The following is a 23,408-nucleotide window of genomic DNA, read 5'->3' on the forward strand; positions in this document are numbered from 1 at the left end:
TTTAAAAATCCATGCTTTCCAGAAAATTTTTCGCCCGCTCTGTCTGCGGTTTTGTGAAAAATTGGCGCCCGGGGGTTTCTTCGAGAATCTTCCCGTCTTCCAAAAACAAGATTTTATCCCCGATTTGCCGGGCAAAATTCATTTCATGCGTGACGACAATCATCGTCATCTTTTCTCTTGCCAACCGCAGGATGATCTCGAGCACGCCGCGCACCATTTCCGGGTCAAGCGAGGCGGTCACTTCGTCAAACAGCATCAGCTTCGGGTTCAGCTCAAGCGCGCGGACAATCGCCACCCGCTGTTTCTGCCCGCCGGAAAGCTGGCGCGGATAGGCATTGGCATACTGCTCCATGCCGACTTCCTTTAACAGGCCCATTGCCTGGCGCGCCGCTTCGTCTTTTTTCCGTTTCTGGACTTTCACTGCACCGAGCAGGATGTTTTCCAACACCGTCATATTCGGAAACAGATCATAGCTCTGGAAAACCATTCCGATCTGCTGCCTGAGCCTGCGCCAATTTTTCGGCGACGGCCGCACGGTTTCCCCATTAAACAGAATGGTGCCGCCCTGGAAGGCTTCGAGACCGTTTAAGCAGCGGATCAATGTACTTTTTCCCGATCCCGACGGCCCGAGGAGAACAACAACACTGCCTTCCTCCACTTCGAAAGAGATATCCTCCAGCACTTGTTTTTCACCGTACGATTTTTTTAAATGTTCGACTTTCAGTAAAGGTTCAGCCATTAGCCCCTGCTTTGCCCCTCCTTTCTAACCGCCTTGCCAGCCGGGAAAGCGGATAGCATAAAATGAAATACAGGATAAATATAAAACCGTATATCCAAAACGCGCCATCCTGATAGCGGTGGCTATTCGCTTCGATGATTTGCTGGCCGACATTGATGACATCCACTACGCTGATCAATAGCAAAAGGGAAGTCGTCTTAATTATTCTGGTCATCAGGTTAATGGTCGCCGGAATCATTAAGTGGACCGATTGCGGCAGCAGCACGTACCGGTAAAGCTGAACCGTGCTTAAACCGACCGCTTTTCCGGATTCCACCTGATGCCTTGGGACAGAAATCAGCGCACCACGGACAATATCGCTCATTTCGGCAGCCATCCACAGGCTGAAGACAATCGTCCCGACCGTATCCGCCTTATAGTTGATGTTAAAGCTTTGCGGCAGAATATAGTAAAACAAAAATAACAGGACAATCGTCGGCACGATGCGGAAAAACTCCAAATACAGCCTGAGTAAAAGGCGGAGCAACGGATTGTGCAATGTCCTTAAAACCCCCAGCACGATGCCGAGGATACCGCCGAAAACGATGGACAGAAAAGCAATTTTTGCCGATACGTATAATCCACCCAGTAAACGTAAAAAGTTGGCTCCTTCAAAAAAGATATTAATTCCCAAATGTCCCATAACGCACCTTCTTCTCCAGCCATGTCAGCAAGATGGACAATGGAATTAAAATGATGGCATAAGCCACAACGAGCATAAACAGATACTCATTCGTGTTGTAATACATCCCGATCAAGTCAAGTGCCGTGTTGGTCAGTTCCGGAATCGCCAACACGGTAAAGATAGAGGTTTCCTTGATTAAAAAAATGACATTTGCGGCAAATGCCGGGACACTGAGCATCAATCCCTGCGGAAAGATGACGTAGCGTGCCAGCTGGAACCTGCTCAGACCGATCGCAAGCCCGGACTCAATCTGCGTTTTCGAAACGCCTGCAAGCCCTCCGGAAAACCCTTCTGCCATATAACTGCCGCCAAGAAAAATAATCCCGATAATCCCGCAAACCTCGGCAGAAAATTTGATCCCGACTTGCGGAAGCCCGTAAAAAAGGAAAAATAACTGGATCAATAAAGGCGTATTGCGGGACAGTTCCACATAGGCCGATACAAGCTTCCGTAAAACCGGCATCTTAAAATACTGGATAAAACTGCATATCAAGCCAAGAACACCAGCCCCGAGAATGCCGAAAAAGGAAAGCCGCAAAGTGAGCCAGAGTCCTTTTTCAAACATAGGCAAGCTGTTTTGCACAACGGTCCAGTCCATCTCACCCCTCCTCGTATAATACGTTTAAATCCAGGTGGGCTTGCGCCAGCCGCCCGGTATGTATCACGTTGCTGTCCCGAATCAGGTGCCCAGGCCGGACGACAAAAAGCCGTTTCCTAAGAAAACGACTGCCCTTTTTCAGGTATTGCTGCGGTTTTCTTATCTTGATAGACGATCATGAACGATACCTATTATGATGCCGGTTTCCAAGGACAGCCCTTCCGCCGCCCGGGATAAGAAATTTTCAGCATTTTAGCAACATCTTTATTTTACTGAACGCCGGGCCAAAAATTAATATATTCCTATCGACTTGATAGGTTTTCTTTGGATGGCACCCGAAAAAGAAAACAGCGTGCCGAAATTGTTCCTCCGCTTGCACCCGTACTGCTTTCCGGCTGCCTGCAAAATGAATGCCGGTTAAGACGCGTTACAGCCAAAAAAAGGCCTTCAATCCGCTTTAGGATCAAAGGCCCTTCATTTTAGCGCTCCACGCGTTACCGGTAGGCCGGTTCTTTTTCCGTCAGGTCGAGCGTCTCTGCCGTTTCAGCGTGAATTTGATGCAGCAGATCCGGGTTTTCTGCGAGCCGCACGCCATAAGAAGGAATCATTTCTTTTATTTTTGGTGCCCATGCTTTTTTCCGGTCCGGGAAGCATTTTTCAATGACTTCGAGCATAACATGGACAGCAGTAGAAGCACCCGGCGAAGCACCGAGCAATGCCGCGACTGAACCGTCAGCAGCTGTTACCACCTCTGTACCGAACTGGAGCGTGCCTTTTCCGCCTGCTTCCGTATCTTTAATCACCTGGACACGCTGCCCGGCTACGACAACATCCCAGTCTTCCAATCTCGCATCCGGAATGAATTCCTGCAGTGTCTCCAGGCGTTTTTCGTCTGACAATAGAAGCTGCCCGATCAAGTATTTAACAAGCGGCACATTTTTTGCCCCGGACGCAAGCATCGTTACGACATTATTCGGCTTCACAGAACCAATCAGGTCTAAATTTGACCCTGTTTTTAAAAACTTCGGCGAGAAGCCGGCAAACGGGCCGAACAGCAAACACTTTTTATGGTCAATATATCTTGTATCCAAATGCGGCACGGACATCGGCGGCGCGCCGACTTTCGCTTTGCCGTACACTTTTGCATGGTGGCGGCTAATGACTTCAGGATTGTTGCACACCATAAATAACCCGCTTACCGGAAACCCTCCAATATGTTTGGACTCCGGAATGCCGGTTTTTTGGAGCAACGGCAAGCTTCCGCCACCGGCACCGATAAAAATAAATTTCGCCGTATGGTATTCGATTCTGTTGTGCTCAATATCATGCACTTTCACTTCCCAGTTTCCTTCTGGGGTGCGTTTAATATCCTCAACGGCATGCTTGTAGTTGATTTCGACATTTTGGCGTTGCAAATGATCAAACAGCATGCGGGTCAAGGCGCCGAAGTTGACGTCCGTCCCTGCATCGCTTTTTGTCGCCGCTACCGGTTCATTGGACTTCCTGCCTTCCATCACAAGCGGAATCCATTCCTTTAATTGCCCGGGGTCGTCGGAAAACGCCATTCCTTCAAAAAGCGGATGGGCTGACAGCGCTTTAAATCGCTTTTTTAGAAAAGCAACGTTCTCCTCCCCTTCTACGAGGCTCATATGCGGGATCGGCCGGATAAAGTCCTGCGGATTGCGGATCAGCCCCTTGCTGACTAGGTAGGACCAGAACTGCCTTGAAAGCTGGAACTGTTCATTTACATTTACAGCTTTTGTAATATCTATTGAGCCGTCCGGTTTTTCAGGCGTATAATTCAGCTCACATAATGCCGAGTGCCCGGTCCCCGCATTGTTCCATTCATTCGAACTTTCTTCCCCCGGTTTTGCCAGCTTCTCATATACGGTGATTTCCCAATCCGGGGTCAGTTCTTTCAGCAAGGTGCCCAGCGTTGCGCTCATAATGCCGGCACCAATTAAGATGACGTCTGTCTTTCCCTGTCTGATGCTCATGATTACCTTCTCCTTATCCCTATATTTGCTAATATTATTCCGGACACACTGCCTCTTTTTCAGAACAAGGCAGTCCCCGGGAAAACGTTTTACAAGTCTTAATATCATAATATCATATTTTATGATAATTCTTTAGAATAATGATACACAATTTGACAATGGAAATATCAGGAAACCTTTTTATTTGCTGAATGATTCATTCTTCATTTTGCTTAAAAATATAATATAATGAATCTTGTAAATAGAAATTTTACTGGTATATTTCTTGCATTTGCCAAAGGGGGATGCCAGGAGATATTTTTCACGGATTGAAGACGGAATTTTCATTTTACAAAGGGGGAAGACAAATTGGCACAAACAACCGGACGCACATCCAGACATGTGACTGCTAACATCTTTAAAGGATCACTTGGCAATCTGATCGAATGGTATGATTGGTATGTTTATTCTGCGTTTGCGGTTTATTTTTCATCAGAGTTTTTTCCGGAGGGGAACCAAACTGTCCAGTTATTAAATACAGCCGGGATTTTTGCCATTGGTTTTCTGATGCGGCCGCTCGGGAGCCTGATCATGGGCCGGTATGCAGACCGATACGGCCGCAGGGCTGCACTGACCCTTTCCGTTGCCATTATGGCGCTCGGTTCACTTATCATTGCCTGTACACCGGGATACAGCAGGATTGGTGTGCTGTCACCGGTTATTTTGGTCCTGGCCCGCCTTGTTCAGGGGATCTCGCTGGGCGGGGAATACGGCACTTCTGCTACTTATTTGTCCGAAATGGCAAGCAGCGGCCGCCGCGGCTTCTATTCCAGTTTCCCATACGTCACGCTTGTATCGGGGCAGTTGATCGCACTTGGTGTCCAAATTGTGCTCCAACTCGCATTAAATGAAAGCGAAATGACCTCGTGGGGATGGCGGATCCCGTTTGTGATCGGCGCGATTGGCGCATTGGTGGTCTTGTGGCTGCGCCGTACGATGGACGAGTCCGAACAATTCGAGGAGATGGGATCGGAAACGCGTAAAAATGCCGGAACGCTGAAGGTTCTGATGAATTATCCGAAAGCGGTGCTGACCGTTGTCGGCCTTACACTTGGCGGCACTGTCGCATTCTACACATTCACCACCTATCTGCAAAAATTTATGGTGAACACGTCCGGAATTGATAAAGAAACCGTCAGCTGGATCAACTTTATTGCCCTTTTCATCTTTGTTGTTTTCCAGCCGCTTGCCGGAAAGCTGTCCGACCGGATCGGGCGCAGGCCGCTGTTAATCGGCTTCGGCATTCTCGGGACCCTTTTGACCGTACCGATATTTTTATGGTTGAGAGAAACGCAGAACCCGGTTTTTGCTTTTCTTCTCATGATGGCAGGGCTGACCATTGTAACCGGCTATACTTCCATTAATGCCATTGTAAAAGCTGAGCTGTTCCCGACTGAAATCCGCGCGCTTGGTGTCGGGTTTCCCTATTCATTAACTGTCGCGGTCTTTGGCGGAACAGCCGAATTTATCGCGCTTTGGCTGAAAAATGCCGGCGTGGAATCCGCCTTTTTCTACTACGTCGCCGGCTGTATTGCCATCAGCCTGCTCACCTACTTATTCATGGCCGAATCCTCGAAGCATTCCCGGATCGAAGCAGAACTTCAATCCCGCCCGGATTCGAAAAACAAAATTATCACCTGAAAATGCCAAACAGCTGCAGCGTGGCAGGCTGCAGCTGTTTTATTTTTCCTTGCAAGATGAAAGACCGGGAATACCCAAAAACCAGCCCGTAAATTCAATCGTGAATACGATTCGGGCCCTCCTGAATGAAGGATGATATTTGGACCGCGCTTGCCTGGTGCACCGGCATTATGGCCATCGCTTACTTCTTCGCTAATAAAGCATTTAAACGCCAGTTACGGTAGGCCTATCATGAGGAAGGTCAGTCATACGCTGTGATCAATGCATTGGCTTCCATTCCGGGAAGATTTTAAAGCATCGCCTCCAAACAGGGGGGCATCTCGATCATTTTCCAGGCTGGGGTTTTCCACACATAAATCAAAAGGAGCAGATGCTTTTCTTCCAAAGGTAAGATGAACAAAGCCAAAAAGGTGCAAGTTCCTATTTGATATTTGCACCTTTTTGGCTTTTTCTTTTCCGGAGAAAACCTCATCTACTTATGATACGGTTCACCGCGGTAATTTAAGAGGCAAAAAATTAGCACTGGGAATCAAATTTCTCAGTGCTTTTTAGCAAATCCATACATAAAAGTCTAAAAAGTCTAACTCCGTTTCGCTATCCTTCCACATTTTTATTCCCTCCTTTATTTCCATTAAAGCTTACTATTCTACTTCACTGTCCAACATCCAAACTCTTTTAATAGGAATCTCTTTTTTGATTTCATCGCTCAGTTTTTCATAGTTCTCAAAGATTTGTTGAATAATAGTTTTAGAATCCCAAAGACGAACTTTGAAAAATTGCTTAGGAATTTCCTTAGTGACAGAAGATTTAAAGCCACTCCACGATACTAATAAGCCAAAATCTGCACTATAATTGCTCATTGTACCTATCAACTGATCTAATGTCGGTCTATCAAGAGGAGTATCAGATGTCTTGACTTGGACACAAATTTTTGGATTTCCAAAACCTAACGTATCTGAAGCTGCTAATATATCCACACCGTGATCTGCACCTTCTGGACTTCTGTAAGTAGTAAAGCCTTTTGCTTTCAAAATTTCTTCAATTAAAATTTCCATCTTATGTCCTTTAAAACGCTGTATAATTCTTTCAGAAATTTGATCGTATATATATTCTTCTAAATCTATTGAAATTGTTTCTTCATTTTCCTCTACTAGTTCCTTTACATTTTTATTTTCTGGTACATGCCAATTATTTTTACGCATTTCTCTAATACGCTCTTCAGCATTATTTCTGTGTATTTTACAGACCGTCATAAAGGCTCCTAATGAATACAATATATCCTGATCAAATCGATCCCTTGGTATATCTTTAGCAATCCAATTTACATTCCGGTAATGATAATACGGACTGCCAAGTGACTCATCATATACATAGTCACCGATAACTTCCCCTATATGTATGGTGCGATTAAATTTTGAAGGCAAGGCTACTAAATCTCCTTGCTCCATTGCATGTGCAATTGGCCAAATTTGAGAAGCCCAGTTGATCGCTGTTTTTTCTTTATCTAAATCATAGTGTTCGATTAGTCGTTTATATAAATCCTCTTTGGAAATAATCTCTTTTAGATTAATATTTAAATCATCCCAAGTAAGATATACCCTTCCATCTTCTAAAAATTTGTTTTCGAACTCCCCTTGTTTTCCTGCACGAAATAACCAAACAGTCATTATGTAACTCCTTTCTTTGACGTAGCATAATAATTTTCTTGATAATAAAAGAAAACGTCAGTCACCTCTAAAAAATTTCTAGAAATGACTGACACTGATGCACTTAAACCTCATATTCACCTCTAGACTCCGCAGCCTGCAGCGTATTCCAATCTCTTACTTCAGTATGCTCCGCCATTAACTCTGCTTGTCGCATAACTGTGTCTAAAGCTTTTTTCGCTTGTTCTGGTGGATAATCATACTTCTTCAATAGTCGCTTAATAATTCTCCTCATTCCTGCACGGGCGCTTTTTCGGACATGCCAGTCAATGGTCATGTTCCGTCTAATTGCTTGAGTCAGTTCATTGGCGATTTTACGTAAGACTTCATCTTCCATTAACTCTTTAACTATAGACTCAGATGTTAAAGCATCGTAAAAGGCAATTTCATCTTCATTTAATCCTAGATCTTTTTCTTCTTCTCGTTCTTTTTTCATGTCCTTTGCCATTTGAATTAGTTCTTCGATTACTTCGGCGTTTGTAATGGCTTGGTTTTTATATTTGTTCAGCGACTGTTTCAGTTTTTCCGAGTATTTTTGGGATTTGACAAGGTTGCGTCTTTCCATTGTTTTGATGTTGCCTTCAAGTAATTTTTTTAGCATTTCAACCGCCAAATTTTTATACTCATATGAACGCACTTCTTCTAGAAATTCCTCGGACAATATGGAAACATCTGGATGTTTTAATCCCATCACTTCAAAGACATCCACTACTTCTTCTGAAATAATGGACCGTTCGAGTAATTGATTCACGCGTGCCTCGATTTCTTTTTTCGTCTTTCGCTTCGGCTGTTTTTCTTGAAGTTTATTTAGGCTTGCCTTAACCGCTTTAAAATAACTGACTTCAAGGGCTGCTGCTTTTCCTTCATCTGTCGCTGCACAAAGTGAATGCGCCTTCGCTAGCTCGGTTGCCGTCTTTTTGAATTCTTTTTGTTCTTTTTCACTCTTACCAAAAATGACATTCATTCCGCCCGTGATGGCTCGAATACGGCCTGCTTGAGATGAACCCATATAAGCAGAGTAATCAAACCCATGCATCATATCTTGCAAAATTTCAAGTTTCTCTTTCATTACAGCAATTGCAGCCGATGTATCGATACCCGTTGTTTTCTTATCACTTTCGGTATATTGATTTAAAGCTTTCTTTAAGCTTTCTAAAATCCCAATATAATCGACAACTACTCCACCTGATTTATCTTTAAATACACGGTTCACCCGTGCGATTGCCTGCATGAGGTTATGACCCTTCATCGGTTTATCGATGTACATCGTATGCATCGAAGGTACGTCAAATCCGGTCAGCCACATATCACGTACAATGACGATTTTTAGTTCATCACTATTGTCTTTCATTCTTTTTGCCAATAAATCCCGCCGTTTTTTTCCACCAATATGCGGCTGTAAGAAATCATCATCCCCAGCACTCCCTGTCATGACGACTTTAATTTTACCTTTATCGTCATCATCGGAATGCCAGTCTGGACGTAATTTGACAATTTCGTTATAAAGTGCGACACAAATACGGCGACTCATACAAACAATCATTGCTTTTCCGTCAATTGCTTTTGCCTTTTCTTCGTAATGATGAACAATATCTTTGGCTAATTGTTTGATCCGGTTAGGTGAACCAACGATCGCTTCGAGCCTTGACCATTTTGACTTGTATTTTTCACGTGCCGATTCTTCCTGATCTTCGGTAATCTCTTCAAATTCCTCATCGATCTTCGCTAATTCTTCTTCATTAGCTTCCAAGCGGATAATACGGTTTTCATAATAAATTTTAACCGTTGCTTTGTCTTCAACTGCTCGCGTCATATCATAAATGTCAATATAATTACCGAAAACTGCGGGCGTTGACTTATCTTCCAGCTCAATCGGTGTTCCTGTAAAACCGATAAAGGAAGCATTCGGAAGTGCATCACGAAGATATTTTGCATATCCATATTTCACTTCGCCTGTTTTCGTATCTGTCTTTGCAGAAAAACCATATTGACTGCGATGAGCTTCATCCGCAATAACAATCACATTTTTACGATCGGTTAAAACCGGCATTTCGCCTTCTTCTGGTTTGAACTTTTGAATCGTTGTAAAAATAATACCGCCTGATTCTCGATCATTGAGAAGATCATATAATCCGTTTATCTCTTTGGATTTTTCGTTGGCTTGTTGTTTTTTCTGTTCCTCACTCAATTTGCGGACATCTGCTTGTTTCGGTGTTTGTCTTAAGATATCCTTTGATTTTGAAAACGTCGAAAATAACTGGTCATCTAAATCGTTGCGGTCGGTGATCACCACAATGGTTGGATTATTTAGCTGCTTGACAAGCTGTGCTGTATAAAAAACCATCGAAAAACTTTTACCCGAACCTTGTGTATGCCATATAACACCGATTTTACGGTCTCCATTCTCACTGGTCGCTATTTTTGTCTTTTCCACCGCTTTTTTTACCGCAAAATATTGGTGATAGGCAGCGAGAATTTTGGCAATCGTTTTTCTTTCGCCGATTTTCTTCCCATTTTCATCCCGTTCTTCTTCTTTTGATTCCTGAAAGAGAATAAAGTTTTCAATAATATCAATAAGCCGGTCTTTTGCCAGCATCCCTCTTAACAACACTTCATATTGCGGCACTTCAAGTGGTTCAATGTTTTCCCCATCCACCGTCCGCCAATTCATAAAACGTTCTTGACTTGCGGTAATCGTTCCCGCTTTCGCATTAATTCCATCAGATAAAATACAAAACGCATTGTAGTAAAATAAAGATGGAATATCTCGTTTATAGGTTTGAATCTGTGCATAGGCATTATCGATACTCACATTTTCATCAGATGCTGATTTTAATTCGATAACGACGAATGGGATGCCATTTATAAAAATAACTAAATCCGGGCGGCGTTCTTCTTTTTCAACGACCGTAAACTGATTCACTACCAAAAAATCATTATTAGCCGGTTCTTCAAAATCAATCAAGAATGCCTTCATGGAACGGCTAAGACCATCTTGATGAAACGACACATCAATGCCTTCCGTGATTAATTTGTGAAAATGACGGTTGTTTTCTTCTAAGCTTGGACTATTAAAAGCTATAATTTGCCGAAATGCTTCTTCTATTGCTTCCTGTGGCAAATGGCGATTATGTTTAAACAAAGCATCTTTTACACGGTCTTCTAAAATTACGGTACGATAATCTTTGCGTTCCGGTCTTTCCCCATCACAACTAATGTCCGGACCAAAGACATAGTCATAGCCAAGTTCCTGAAGTATTTCAATTGCCGCTTCTTCCAGCTTATCTTCCGTAAAATTTTCAAAAAAACTCATTCTCCTCTCCCCTTTCGCAATCGGAACCTGCCATATTCCATTAACTCTGTTCTATTAAAGTTTCATTATCCAGCGGGACACGAATTTCTCCAGACATTAATTTTGGGCATAGGAGTTCTCTAATTTCATATAATTTTTCATTCTCTAAGACGTTTGATCTAATTTCCTTAAATAATGGGGCTATAAAATTTCGGAATTTTTCCATCTGTTTTCTATCTGGTATTAAAACAGGAATAGTTCTTACTAATTTTGAATTTATTGCTGTAGCAATAGAGGATGTACTACCTAAACTTTGGAAATTAAAATCTTTTAAATAAAGATATAAGTAATAAGGATTAATTACATCTTTATCTACTATATTGAAATGTGCGATTGCTTCATTAGTAGCCATTTCCCCAATTGTTATTGCGATACGTCCTACAGTTAACTTAAAACTCAAAACGACAGTGTTGTCCGGTACTTTTTTTATATTAAATTTTTCAACCGCTTCAGTTGTTAAGTATTCTGTTGAATGATTAATAAATACATTAGAATTACCCAAGTCCTTTATAGAAATCCATCTGATGTCTCTCATATCTTGAGAAAACCACTGTTTTTCTTTTCTTGGAGGAGTTTTACCAATATTCACACTTGTAATGTCGCCTACACTTTCAATTTTCCAACCTATAGGTATCATCCCCAACTCACTCTCAACCATTTCGCCGCCACTTGATTTGTAAGGCTTGCCATTTTCATTTGGAAATTCAAAATCTACAAACCAATGTTTAAACAATGCTTGAGCCATTTCTTCAAGCTTTTCATTGATTTGATTGTTCGTTTCAATTTTTTCGTCTAAGGTTGAAAGAATGTTTGCTATGGCTTTTTGTTCATTTAGAGGAGGAAGCATTATGCCATAATTCATAATTGCTGATTTATCTCCTCTTGGCATTTTTGTACCTTTAGAAGTGGCTGTAACATAATCAAAAAAATTATCTTGCAAAAGCGTGTAATATAAATATTTTTTGTCAAGTTCCTTCTCGTCCTTATTTTTAATAACTAATACATCATTAGAACAACCTCCATTTTTAGTGGCAAACCATATTTTTTTAAAGTACGGGCGAATATTTGATAATAATATATCTCCTTTTTTATATCTTCTTACACTCTTAGTTGTTGGCAACCCAGAAGCCATTCCTACACCACTTTTATTGGGTAACATATTTTCAGTTGAAATATAATTGTCAAGAGTAACTTCAGCCGAAGGAATTTTCTCATCTCCATAATAGCTAACTTCTTCAAGGACAACTTCTTTCCATCCATTAAATGTCATACCCAATCCCCCCTAGATTTTTTCTAATCTCTTCTTCCAATCGGTGGGATTTTTCAAATAGTTCTCTTAATTCACTGGTGAGGGTTTCCATTTTTTCTTCAAATGGTATACCATCATCCTCTACATCATTTATTCCAACATAGCGTCCGGGCGTTAAGACATAGTCATTTTGACGGACATCTTCTAACGTCGCTGATTTACAGAATCCCTTGATGTCTTCATATTTCCCATCTGGTTTACGCCAGTTTCGGTATGTTCCAGCAATTTTTTGAATATCTTCTTCCGTTAATTCACGCAGGCGACGGTCAACCATTTTTCCTAAGTTTCTGGCATCGATAAATAGAATTTCATGTTCACGGCTTCGGTATTTTGGATGATTTTTCTTATTACGGTTTAAAATCCATAAGCTCACTGGTATTCCTGTTGAATAGAATAATTTGTCAGGCAAAGCAACAATGGCATCGACTAAATCCGCTTCAAGTATGTTTTTACGGATTTCCCCTTCATTCGATGTATTGGAACTTAACGAACCATTTGCTAATACAATACCAGCTGCGCCATTTGGTGAAAGGTGATAAATCATATGCTGTAACCATGCATAATTGGCATTGCTCGCTGGTGGTGTGCCGAATTTCCAACGAACATCATCCACTAATTCATTTCCGCCCCAGTCACTCACGTTAAATGGAGGATTGGCAAGGATGAAATCTGCTTTCAGCGTTTTATGTAAATCATTATGGAACGTATCCGCATGATGTTCGCCGATATTCCCCTCAATTCCACGGATAGCAAGATTCATTTTACAAAGCTTCCAAGTCGTGGAATTCAATTCTTGACCGTAAATCGAGAGGTTATCGATTTTTCCTTGATGGCGTTCAACAAACTTTTCACTTTGAACAAACATGCCGCCGCTGCCACAACAAGGGTCATAAATTCGCCCTTCGTACGGTTCAATCATTTCAACCAATGTTTTAACAACGCTTTGTGGTGTATAGAACTCGCCACCGCCTTTTCCTTCTGCACTGGCAAACTTACCTAAAAAATATTCATAAACACGACCAAGTAAGTCTTTTTCTTGTTTGCTGTGCAATTTAATCGTTGAAATGAGGTCTATCAGTTCTCCTAATCGGCGTTTATCAATTTCAGGACGGGCATAACGTTTATCTAACACCCCTCGCAGTGTCGGGTTTTCTTTTTCAATTTCGATCATCGCTTCGTCAATGTATTGACCGATTTTCGGATCTTTGGCATGGTCTTTAATAAAATCCCATCGTGACTTCTTCGGAACCCAGAAAATATTTTCTGCAATATATTCATCGCGGTCTTCTTCAAAACCTTCTCCCTCTTCAACTAACTCGTTATACTTCATTTCAAACTTATCAGAAATGTATTTTAAGAAAATCAGTCCTAAGACTACGTGTTTATATTCGGATGCATCCATGCTTCCACGTAATTTGTCAGCAGATTTCCAAAGTGTTTCTTCGAATCCAATCTTTGCTGTTTCCATCATGAAGTCTCCTTTAATTCTAGTAATTAAAATCATCTAATACTTCGAATAATTCGCTTTCAAATTCATCTTGTTCTGGGCCTGTTGACACCCAATCTGGTAACACTTCTAAATAATGCGCTAAAGCTTCTATTGTTTTATGGAAAACCGGTTCATGCTGTGCTTTATCTAAAAGTTCAAGAACCAATTTAAATGTGTCTAAATAAGGTTGATGTTCAGCACGATTAAGCATGTTCCGAAATTTTTCAATTAGTTTGGCTTTTTCAATAGCATGTTCAATTTGATTCAATTCCTCTTTGTCATAAACCGGCACTTCAACAAGATCATTTTCTTCCCCAATGAGGAACTGTTCTTCATGTTTCGTGATAATAGGCTGTAAATCCCGTTTTAATTTTTCTTTTTGAATCTCCAGTTTATCCAAATCAGTTAATTCTTTCGAAAAGTATTTAGCGTCTATGCCAAAAATTTGTTCCAACGTAGGTAAATGTTTTTTGGAGATCTTTTGTTTTTTTTTTATCCAAAGATTAATATTTTGCTTTTTAATTCCAAGCTTTTCGGCCAGTTCAATTTGCTGCATACCATAAAGTTCAAGGATGTATTCTAAACCTATCAATTGATCACCTGCCAAAATATTGTCTGGGTCAATATAGTTATATTGTAATAGGTAAATAGTTTCCAGTCAATCAAACATTTACTATTATTGTGTTTTATGGGGCAAAACTGAGATGACAATACGATTTGTTAAAAACGGCCGCATAAATAGATGTGTTATAAGAAAAAATAAATTAGAAACATAAAAGGAACGCATAAAAAATAAACATATACTTCCAATTAGGATATAATATAATTACTTTATTTATAATAATTAAGCGATTAATCTGAGCATTATATTCCACACTGGGGCATTACGACAGAGCTCAATCTGCAGAATATATTGCCATGCATTTACAATATTCAGGAGTAACTGAGCAAATTTTCACAGATGTAGCTTTAGATGAAATCCATCGTTTTTCCGGGGGAGCCGCAAGGATCATCAACAAGATTTGTACCCACTGTCTACTTTACGGAGCACAAAACAGGCATCGAATCATTGACGATCATATGGTAAAACGTGTGATTGAAGGGGAACTTTCGTAAAATGACAATGATTTAAATTTAAGTATTAAACTCATAGGGGAAGCCACAATAAAGCGCAAACTGGCTTCCCCCTTAATTGACAACAATTCCGTCAATTTCTGGACAAATAACACCGTCAATTTCCTGCCATTTTGGGGCGCCAGTAACAACAGTCATCAAGAGAAAATCAAAAACAGCTACTTCAGTTATTGATCGATAAAATTTCAATTAAACAAACAGGAAAATCAAGAACCATTAAAAACATTGAACTTGAATTCGATTTTACAGAAGTCAACATATCTAAAACCTTTATACTTATCCACATGTTGTATCGTGAAGCGGATAATGAAACTGATTATCCACAGCCAATACCCGCTTCCGACAATAAAATTCCACCTTATCTTCAACAATTTTTGCCTCTATTTATGATACGGTTCCCCCCGGATAATCCGGAAGGCGCGGTAAATTTGTTCGACTAAAATGAGCCGCATGAGCTGGTGGGGGAAGGTCATTTTCGAAAAAGAGAGGCTTTCATTGCCGCGCTTGAGAACGGCTTGGCTTAAGCCGAGGCTGCCGCCGATTACAAAGGCAACTTTGCTTTTGCCGTATGTCGCCAGACGGTCGAGGGAACCGGCCAGTTCTTCTGACGATTTCATTTTCCCGTCTATCGCCAGGTTGATCACATAGGTGTCCGGGCTGATTTTTGCAAGGATCCGCTCGCCTTCCTTCTGCTTTACCAACTCCATTTCCGCTGGACTCAGCATTTCGGGCGCTTTTTCATCCGCTACTTCGATGATTTCAACTTTTGCGTAAGCGGAAAGCCGTTTTAAATATTCCTGAATGCCCTGCTTCAAATACTTTTCTTTCAATTTTCCCACTGTAACGATAGAGATATTCACAACTTACACCCACCTTACCCACAAGCTATTGACAAGAGTTATCCACATATCCACAGAAACTATCCACATTTTGTATGGGAATAACCGTTCCATACAAGATATATTTCACCATTTTTCGCTATTCACAGCCTGTTTATAACCTTCTTCTCGAGCAATTTCCACAAATATCCACCCGTATAAAAATTTTTTTCAACAAAATGTTCATTTCCGCTGCGGTCCGCAGCACGCTTTGCCCTGTTGATAACTGAATGCCGCAAAAAAAGGAAGGAAAAGCTTTCCGCCTTTCCTCCGCAGTTTGTTAATTTCTTCCCGAAGCGGTCCCGAGCGTTAATGTGAATGTTTTCGGCTGGCCGTTCCGGTATACCGACACTTTCACCTTATCACCGGGCTGTTTATGCTCATACAGGAATTTCCTTAATTCCACGATGTTGTCTATCTTTTGATCGTCCAGTTTGTAAATGACGTCAAATTCTTTCAAACCGGCTTTACTTGCAGGGGACCCGTTTTCAACAGAGCCGATCACAACGCCGGTCGTCACATTGGCGGGCAATTTTAACGTTTCCTTCTGTTGGTAAGCCGGGATATCCGAGACGTTTACAATCCCGACACCCAATGCCGGCCGGGTAATTTTCCCTTTTGTCTCCAACTGATGGATGACCGGTTTTGCAGAATTAATTGGAATCGAAAATCCAATGCCTTCAACCGACTCATTTGAAATCTTCATGGAGTTAATCCCGACAACCTGGCCGGCAATATTGACTAAAGCACCACCGCTGTTGCCGGGGTTGATCGCAGCATCGGTTTGAATGACTTCTGCCTGCCAGTCTTCCGTTCCATCTTCATCGATATCCACCGGAACAGTCCGGTTCAACCCGGAAACAATCCCTTCTGTGACAGATCCGGCAAATTCTTCACCAAGCGGGTTGCCAATCGCAATGACAGTTTCTCCAAGTTTTAATGCATCCGAATCACCGAATTGGGCAACGGTTGTCACATTGCTGCCGTCTATTTGAAGAACGGCCAGATCCGTATATTTATCGCTGCCGACAAGTTTGGCAGAAAGCTTTTTCCCGTTCGATAAGGTCACTTCCAGCGCATTTGCCCCTTCAATCACATGGTAATTGGTGACGACATAAGCTTTATCGCCAACCTTTTTGTAAATAATCCCGGAACCGGATCCGGCTTCCTGGGAAGAAGAAGATTTTGAGTCCTGTCCAAACATATCATCAGACCAAATACTTTGCTTTTGAATGTTTGAGACCCCGACAACCGCTTTCTCCGTCTTTTCCACTGCTTTTGTAATATCGGTTGTCACTTTTAACGAGACGGTTTTCGTTGTTTTCGGCGTTGATGGGTTTGTATTTGCCACAGAATTCGAATCTACCGCAGCGGAATCCGGGTTCGTTTTTCCAAAAATACTTGGAAAAAGAAGGGCTACCACAAGCGCCCCCACAATTACGCCAATCAGCCCGGAAAGAAAATAGCCGAACCTTCCGCCGCCCCGCCTGTTTTCTTTTCCACGCCGTTGGCCATCCTGATCATCATAATATCCCATTGCGCATCACCCTTTCTGTACTGATGAGGAAAATTGAAGTTTGGTGAAGGAGCCCTTTTTTGCCCATTCTGATTTCATTATAATGGCTGAAATTAAAAATTACTAAAAATCAAGCGCCAAAATAAAAAGAAATCTATCCCGCCTGCCGGTAAAACAGCTGCCCCGGCGGTTGGGGGGAGTCCGCAGCGACAGATTCTGCCGCCGGATCGCCGCGGTTAAACAGCCGTTAAGGCCGTTGGAATTTTCGGGTCCGTATCATATAATGAAAAAGTTTCACCGACAGCCAGGCCCTGTTCCTGGAGCGTTTGGGAAACCGCCAGCCGTGCGAGGTCTTTCATATTGTTATCTTTGCTTAAATGGGCAAGGTATATTCGTTTTGTCCGGTCCCCGATCACTTCGCCCATCGCAAGTGCAGCATCTTCATTCGACACATGCCCGACATCGCTCAAAATGCGCTGTTTGACACTCCATGGATACCTTCCCATCCGAAGCATTTCCACATCGTGGTTGCTTTCAAAAACAAAAATATCCGCGTTGGAAATCGTTCCTTTCATCCGGTCGCTGACATAACCCGTATCCGTAATGATGACCAATTTTTTGCCGCCTTCATGAAAAATATAAAACATCGGCTGGGCGGCATCGTGGGAAACGCCGAACGACTCAATCTCAAGGCTTCCGAACGATTGGACAGATTCCATCCCGAATGAAAACTTCAAATCTGTTGGAATCTCTCCAATCATGCCTTCCATCGCCGACCATGTTTTGTCATTTGCATAAACCGGGAGCTGGTATTTCCGCGCCAGCACTCCGATTCCTTTAATATGGTCACTGTGTTCATGCGTAACAAGGATTCCGCTTAAATCGGCAATATTGCGGCCGATCTGCCCAAAAAGTTGTTCCATTTGCCTGCCGCTTAAACCTGCATCCACTAAAAAAGCATGCTGCTCCGTCTCCACATAGATCGCATTTCCCGTGCTTCCGCTCGCAAGTACACTAAATTGCATCCCCATCGTATCCTCTCCAAAATTATTGTGCATTTTCCATTTCGTTGACCTGGCCTTCAAATGCATTGATAAATAATTGCTCTGTTTCATTCCCGTGTTTTACCGTAAAATGCCATGTCGGCACAAGCACCTGGAGTTCGGGCACCCTCGTATAGTAACCGAGTTCCGCCTTCGTCACTTTGCTGTTCGGTTTCAGCGTTCCTTTCTTATATAAGGCCTCCACCGCCTTTACCGCCGACAGCGTCTCTTCTTCCCGGTAGATTTTAATATTGGTCAAATACGTCTGGTCATAGGAAATGATTTCATTCCGGTCATTTAAATACACGGTCAGTTTCGCGTTCTTATTATTAAAAATCATTTTTCCGTTATATGTCTCATAAAAGACGGCCCGATTCAAATCTTTATCATAGTTCCACAGTTTATAGTGGCTGCCGTAGAGCATATTTTCCTGGATAACCGCCTCCAGCTGGTCCGTTTTGATTTTTGTGCCCAGTTTCACCGGCTTATCAAAAACGGAACTGAGTTTCTGCCCGTTCACGATTTCCGCCTGCTGGTTTTTCAATTTTTTCAAGTCTTTTGCGGTAAATACTTTTTCTTCCGCGCTGATATACGGCCGTTTTGCCTTTCCTTTCGGCAGATCGACGAATGTAATATTTGCAGCCTTTAGGCTTTGTTCAGCTGTCGGGCTGCCAATGACTTCATACTGATTTTTGACATGTTTGAAATACAACTGGCAGGAAAGGTAAATATCAAGTACCAGAAAAACAAGAATAAAGATTGTTTTTGTTTTACTCCAGTCCATCTTCATCCCCCCCTGCCATTTTCCATATTCCGTCGTAGCAATAATACCAGGCCGGCTGCAGCGAAAGGATATCATCACTGTCTTTTTGCAAACGGTACCCGACTGCAATATCTCTCACCTTGTTCATTTGAACGGAAGGGTTTTCCTGCAAGCCGGCGATTACATCTTGAGCCGGCGGGAGTTTAACAACAGCCGGTTTTAACGGCAGGTTGAGCGACAGGTTGAAATACGGGCGGACATATTTGTAAATTTCCGTTCGGCCCAAGTATTCCCGGATCTCCGCCATGCCGTCATCGTTAAAAACAGGATAGCCGTCTTTAAAAAGCCGGAACGTGACTTCATTTTCCCGCTCATTGATTTCGAAATACTGGTACTGGTCCGTCCAGCCGCTGTGCTGGTTAATAAAATCAATGGCCCGCGTCAACAGATGGTTCGGATCGGAGCTGTACCCGATGTCTTCGCCGGGATTGACGAAGGTTAAGACTTTATTGGATTCGTCTGTCCGCAACAGGCTGATACCGTTTGTATATTCCCCCGCCACTTTCTTTACAAAGTTTGGATCAGCAAACAGCGCTTTTTTAAATTTATCAATTTCAATATCGGTTGTCGCATATTTGTACTGGTTCACCACCGGATTTCCGGCAGGCAGGTAGATTCTTCTCGGGCCGGAAAGGGCAAAGGCAGTATACGGCTTGTACAAAGATTTGTTGTCGTTCAGTTTTGAAATGAACACCTGAATGGATTTTTGATCTGTGCTTGCCTCATATACTTTATTGGACGCCGTTGAAATAAAATAAACATGGTTTAAGTTTTTGGTTCCTTTGTTTAATTCGATAACAATATGGTCAAAATCGGCATCCGGCACTTTTTTATTGGCAAAGTTCAGGACCGATTGATAGACACTGAACGGGACAGGGGCCGGAAAGTCCAATTCAATCCTGTTTTTTCCGTACATTAAATTATACAGGTCTTTTTTTTGCAACAGGCGAGAGCTGCTCATATCAAATGTCCATGTTCGAAGCAGATTCATCACCCGTGAAATTTCCCCGTCATGAACCGTGCCGGTTGTCCCGTCATTCTCATGGTAAAGTACTTTGTCGGGGAGGATGATGCCGGGCACCTTTTTTTCCTTCGCAATCGCGATATTGTCCAAATCTTTTAAGTTGAGTAAGTCATAATTCGGCTGGTTATTCCAGATCAGCCACGTTAACAACAAGCTCAGAAGCACGAGCAACGTCAATATGATGGTTTTTACTTTTTCAAGACTCATAGCCACTCATCCTCTTGTGCCGGTTCGTAGGGAAGAGTAAAGTAAATGGTCGTTCCTTTTCCTTCTTTACTGCTTGCCCAAATGCTTCCGCCGTGCATTTCCACTATTTCTTTTGCAATTGCAAGGCCGAGCCCTGTTCCGCCGAGTTTGCGGCTGCGTGCTTTATCAACGCGGTAAAAGCGCTCAAAAATTTTCTTTACGCTTTCTTTCGGGATGCCTACGCCCTGGTCGGAAATGCTGACTTCAATTTTTTCGTTCAGTTCCCTCAGCTTAAACGTAATCTGGCCGCCTTCAGGGGAGTATTTCAATGCATTGGATATAATATTGTACAACACCTGGGTCATTTTATCTTCATCGATTTCCACAAAAATTTCCGTATTCGGCAGTTTGCGTTTGAACGTGACATTTTGCTGCTTTGCCATTTCAAACCGGTCAATGACATAGTGGAAAAATTCCACAAAATTGACCCACTCTTTATTTAAATGTTCGTCTTTGCTGTCCATTTTTGATAGCTTCAGCAAATCATTTACCAGCCGGATCATTCGTTCCGTTTCATTTTGCGTGACGCCTAAAAACTGCGGCGCAATTTTCTCATCTTTCCATGCCCCGTCTGTCAAAGCTTCCAAATAGCTTCTCATCGTGGTCAGCGGCGTTCTCAATTCATGGGATACATTGGCCACAAATTCGCGGCGTTCCATATCTATTTTCTCCTGCTCGGTGACATCGTGCAAAACCGTAATCAGGCCGCTAACAAAGCCGGCTTCATTTTGAATCACTGAAAAATTCGCCCGTAAAATGTATGGTTCTTCCTCCGTACTGAAATCAAGGATGACGGAATCCTGCTCTGTCAATAAATCATCAAACCTGTGTTCATCCTCGATTTTCAATACCGATATAAGCGGCTGGGAAAGCACTGTTTCACGTGAAACATCCAGCATCTCGGCAGCCGGCTCGTTGATTAAAATAATCCGTCCTCTCCGGTCGGTCGCAATCACGCCGTCCGTCATATGGGTCAGGATGGAGTAGAGTTTTCTTCTCTCGCCTTCCGTGCTGGCCTGCGCCTCCTGCAGCTTTTTGGTCATATGGTTAAACGAATAAGCGAGCTGCCCGATCTCATCATTCCCGATCACTTTGACTTTCCGGGCAAAATTGCCGCGTGCCATCGCTATCGCCTGCTTGCGGATCTCCCTGAGCGGCTTTGAAATCGTGCGTGCGGTAATGACGCCAAGCAGGGCTGTAACCAGCACTGCAATAACCGTCCCCGTCATAAAAATCTGGTTAATCGCCTGCACCTGGCGGTAAACCGTTTCAATTTTGGAGACAAGGTAAATAATACCGATCATTTCGCCGTTTGCTTTAATCGGGGAAGCCAGCACCCACATTCGGTCGCCGGTCTGCTTGTCCAAATAAATCTGGTCTTCCGGCTGGCCGGTTACACGGACGCTTTTGACAATATCTTCGGTTGTTTTTTGGCCGACAATGCTCTGGTCATTCGAAGAAGTGCCCAAAATAACGCCGCTGTGCGCGTCAATCAGCCGGATTTCAGAAACATCCGTACTTTTAAAGTCACCCAGCACTTTTCTCACTTTCAGCGTAATATCCGCCGCCTGGTTCTGCTTTTTCGTCAGCAGGTCTTCAATACTGTATTCAAGCACATTGACCTGGTCGTATATCGATTTTTTAAAATTCGTCTCGAGCTGGTTTTCCAGCTTGTTGATAAAATACACCCCGATAATTTCCATCGCGACGACGATCAGCAAAATATAAATCAGGACAAACTTAAAGTGAATAGACTGGAAGAATTTCACCTTATTCATTTGGCTACTCCTGTTCAGGGTTGCGCAAATAATAACCGACACCGCGCCTTGTCACAATCCACTCGGGATGGCTCGGGTTATCCTCCACTTTTTCGCGGAGCCGTCTGACCGTGACGTCCACTGTCCGGACATCGCCGTAATAGTCATAGCCCCACACGGTCTCAAGCAGGTGCTCGCGCGTCATGACCTGCCCGATATGCTTTGCTAGATAGTGGAGCAGCTCAAATTCGCGGTGCGTCAGTTCAATCGTCTCGCCGCGTTTTGAGACGACATAAGCATCCGGATGAATGACAAGTGAACCGATTGCAATTTCATTGGATTCCTCTTCCTCACCCGGAGCCGGGGGCGTCTGCTGGTGCCGCCGCAAATTCGCTTTGACGCGGGCAATCAGTTCACGGGTGCTGAAAGGTTTTGTGACATAATCATCGGCACCGAGCTCAAGGCCGAGCACTTTATCAATTTCTGAGTCTTTTGCCGTTACCATAATGATCGGCATATTGTATTTTTTCCGCACTTCGCGGCAAACTTCCATGCCATCCCGCTTTGGCAGCATAATATCAAGGACAATTAAATCCGGCTGCACTTCTTCCACCTTTTCCAGTGCTTCCTCGCCGTCATAGGCGCAAAACACCGTATAGCCCTCTTTTGTTAAATTAAACTGCAAAATATCGGCAATCGGTTTTTCATCATCCACGATCAAGATTTTTTTGTCCATCGTCCATACTCCTTCATTTAAAATGCGCCATTTTCATTGATTGACATCTATCTACAATTTTCTGTTATCTTTATGTTCCTAAAAAATTTCATTTTCCCCGAAGCATGGCGAACAGCAATGCCCCCGGAAGTCCAGAAGCATTGCTGCTCTGTATCAAGGATTCACAGGCAGCTTCCAGCAGCCATACTATTATAATTTTAACTTACTTGCATAAAAATTGTCCAATTCTACTGAAACCATGCCCCTGGTAATATCTATCAAAGGCGCCGGGGATCTGGCATGCATTCTGTTTTCCATTTTATCTTGCCGGGCGGGCCGTATAGTATAATAAAAAAGCACTACGAGAGTCTAAGTCATCGCAGTGCTTTTTAGTAAATGGCCCGGGACGGAATCGAACCGCCGACACAAGGATTTTCAGTCCTTTGCTCTACCGACTGAGCTACCGGGCCTGAACCGGGAACAAATATGTATAAGTAAAATGGCGGTCCCGACGGGAATCGAACCCGCGATCTCCTGCGTGACAGGCAGGCGTGATAACCGCTACACCACGGGACCATTGTGCATTTTGTAACAACAGAAGTAATGTTATCATATCTATCATCCATTTTGCAACACATTTCTACAAATTTTTTAAGCTAACGGGTATGGAAGTTCATT

The 23,408-nt window shown here is 42.8% G+C and carries 17 protein-coding genes, 2 tRNA genes and 1 pseudogene; 2 read left to right on the forward strand and 18 right to left on the reverse strand.

All coding sequences use genetic code 11. The features are described 5' to 3' along the window. Position 1: 1 nt before the first annotated feature. From NSU00_RS15685 to NSU00_RS15700, 4 genes are all read right to left on the reverse strand, one after another. A complete protein-coding gene (locus NSU00_RS15685; protein ID WP_035188722.1) occupies positions 2–739 on the reverse strand; it encodes an amino acid ABC transporter ATP-binding protein in 738 nt (245 codons plus the stop codon). After that, on the reverse strand, positions 732–1,421 hold the full coding sequence (locus NSU00_RS15690; RefSeq protein WP_013860859.1) for an amino acid ABC transporter permease: 690 nt from the start codon (positions 1,419–1,421) through the stop codon (positions 732–734). The genes NSU00_RS15685 and NSU00_RS15690 overlap by 8 nt, the downstream gene beginning before the upstream one ends. Then, the gene (locus NSU00_RS15695) at positions 1,402–2,061 is read right to left on the reverse strand and encodes an amino acid ABC transporter permease (RefSeq protein WP_340703889.1); all 660 of its coding nucleotides are present in this window, start codon (positions 2,059–2,061) and stop codon (positions 1,402–1,404) included. Before NSU00_RS15695 ends, NSU00_RS15690 begins: the two co-directional genes overlap by 20 nt. 494 nt (positions 2,062–2,555) lie before the next feature. Further along, the gene (locus NSU00_RS15700) at positions 2,556–4,058 is read right to left on the reverse strand and encodes a malate:quinone oxidoreductase (protein WP_340703890.1); all 1,503 of its coding nucleotides are present in this window, start codon (positions 4,056–4,058) and stop codon (positions 2,556–2,558) included. A gap of 348 nt (positions 4,059–4,406) precedes the next feature. Between NSU00_RS15700 and NSU00_RS15705 the strand changes: the two genes are divergently transcribed. Both NSU00_RS15705 and NSU00_RS15710 read left to right on the forward strand, forming a co-directional pair. Continuing rightward, entirely contained in the window at positions 4,407–5,738 is a 1,332-nt protein-coding gene (locus NSU00_RS15705; protein ID WP_340703143.1) for an MFS transporter, read from the forward strand. 76 nt (positions 5,739–5,814) lie between these two features. Further along, a pseudogene (locus tag NSU00_RS15710) lies at positions 5,815–5,962 on the forward strand (ABC transporter permease); the annotation flags it as partial. Between the two features lie 417 nt (positions 5,963–6,379). Here NSU00_RS15710 and NSU00_RS15715 read toward each other — a convergent pair. The 14 genes from NSU00_RS15715 to NSU00_RS15780 all read right to left on the reverse strand — a co-directional run bounded on the left by NSU00_RS15715 (position 6,380) and on the right by NSU00_RS15780 (position 23,306). Beyond that, positions 6,380–7,405, reverse strand: coding sequence for a restriction endonuclease (locus NSU00_RS15715; RefSeq protein WP_340703891.1), 1,026 nt, complete (start codon positions 7,403–7,405; stop codon positions 6,380–6,382). A 103-nt stretch (positions 7,406–7,508) separates the two neighbouring features. After that, positions 7,509–10,757 carry a type I restriction endonuclease subunit R gene (locus NSU00_RS15720; protein WP_340703892.1) on the reverse strand — a complete coding sequence of 1,083 codons (3,249 nt, stop codon included), beginning with the start codon at positions 10,755–10,757 and terminating at the stop codon, positions 7,509–7,511. A 40-nt stretch (positions 10,758–10,797) separates the two neighbouring features. Next, positions 10,798–12,066 (reverse strand): restriction endonuclease subunit S, encoded by a 1,269-nt coding sequence (locus tag NSU00_RS15725; protein WP_340703893.1) that lies wholly within the window; start codon positions 12,064–12,066, stop codon positions 10,798–10,800. Next, a complete protein-coding gene (locus NSU00_RS15730; RefSeq protein ID WP_445684495.1) occupies positions 12,056–13,573 on the reverse strand; it encodes a class I SAM-dependent DNA methyltransferase in 1,518 nt (505 codons plus the stop codon). Before NSU00_RS15730 ends, NSU00_RS15725 begins: the two co-directional genes overlap by 11 nt. 19 nt (positions 13,574–13,592) lie before the next feature. Beyond that, positions 13,593–14,186, reverse strand: a complete 594-nt coding sequence (locus tag NSU00_RS15735) for a helix-turn-helix domain-containing protein (protein WP_340703895.1) — start codon at positions 14,184–14,186, stop codon at positions 13,593–13,595. Positions 14,187–15,108: 922 nt separating this feature from the next. Beyond that, positions 15,109–15,588 carry a 23S rRNA (pseudouridine(1915)-N(3))-methyltransferase RlmH gene (rlmH, locus tag NSU00_RS15740; RefSeq protein ID WP_019720229.1) on the reverse strand — a complete coding sequence of 160 codons (480 nt, stop codon included), beginning with the start codon at positions 15,586–15,588 and terminating at the stop codon, positions 15,109–15,111. 298 nt (positions 15,589–15,886) lie between these two features. Further along, positions 15,887–17,143 carry a S1C family serine protease gene (locus NSU00_RS15745; protein WP_340703147.1) on the reverse strand — a complete coding sequence of 419 codons (1,257 nt, stop codon included), beginning with the start codon at positions 17,141–17,143 and terminating at the stop codon, positions 15,887–15,889. A 215-nt stretch (positions 17,144–17,358) separates the two neighbouring features. Then, positions 17,359–18,153, reverse strand: a complete 795-nt coding sequence (locus NSU00_RS15750) for an MBL fold metallo-hydrolase (protein ID WP_013860872.1) — start codon at positions 18,151–18,153, stop codon at positions 17,359–17,361. Between the two features lie 16 nt (positions 18,154–18,169). Beyond that, positions 18,170–18,949, reverse strand: coding sequence for a two-component system regulatory protein YycI (locus tag NSU00_RS15755; RefSeq protein WP_340703148.1), 780 nt, complete (start codon positions 18,947–18,949; stop codon positions 18,170–18,172). Next, positions 18,936–20,219 carry a YycH family regulatory protein gene (locus tag NSU00_RS15760; RefSeq protein WP_340703149.1) on the reverse strand — a complete coding sequence of 428 codons (1,284 nt, stop codon included), beginning with the start codon at positions 20,217–20,219 and terminating at the stop codon, positions 18,936–18,938. Before NSU00_RS15760 ends, NSU00_RS15755 begins: the two co-directional genes overlap by 14 nt. Then, a complete protein-coding gene (gene walK / locus NSU00_RS15765; protein WP_340703150.1) occupies positions 20,216–22,036 on the reverse strand; it encodes a cell wall metabolism sensor histidine kinase WalK in 1,821 nt (606 codons plus the stop codon). The genes NSU00_RS15760 and walK overlap by 4 nt, the downstream gene beginning before the upstream one ends. 4 nt (positions 22,037–22,040) lie before the next feature. Then, positions 22,041–22,751, reverse strand: coding sequence for a response regulator YycF (gene yycF, locus NSU00_RS15770; protein ID WP_013860876.1), 711 nt, complete (start codon positions 22,749–22,751; stop codon positions 22,041–22,043). 376 nt (positions 22,752–23,127) lie between these two features. Beyond that, positions 23,128–23,200 (reverse strand) — tRNA-Phe (locus NSU00_RS15775). 30 nt (positions 23,201–23,230) lie between these two features. After that, positions 23,231–23,306, reverse strand: a tRNA-Asp gene (locus NSU00_RS15780). Between the last annotated feature and the right edge of the window lie 102 nt (positions 23,307–23,408).

The sequence above is a fragment of the Weizmannia sp. FSL W8-0401 genome (assembly GCF_038009125.1).
GTDB classification, from domain to species: Bacteria; Bacillota; Bacilli; order Bacillales; family Bacillaceae_C; genus Weizmannia; species Weizmannia coagulans.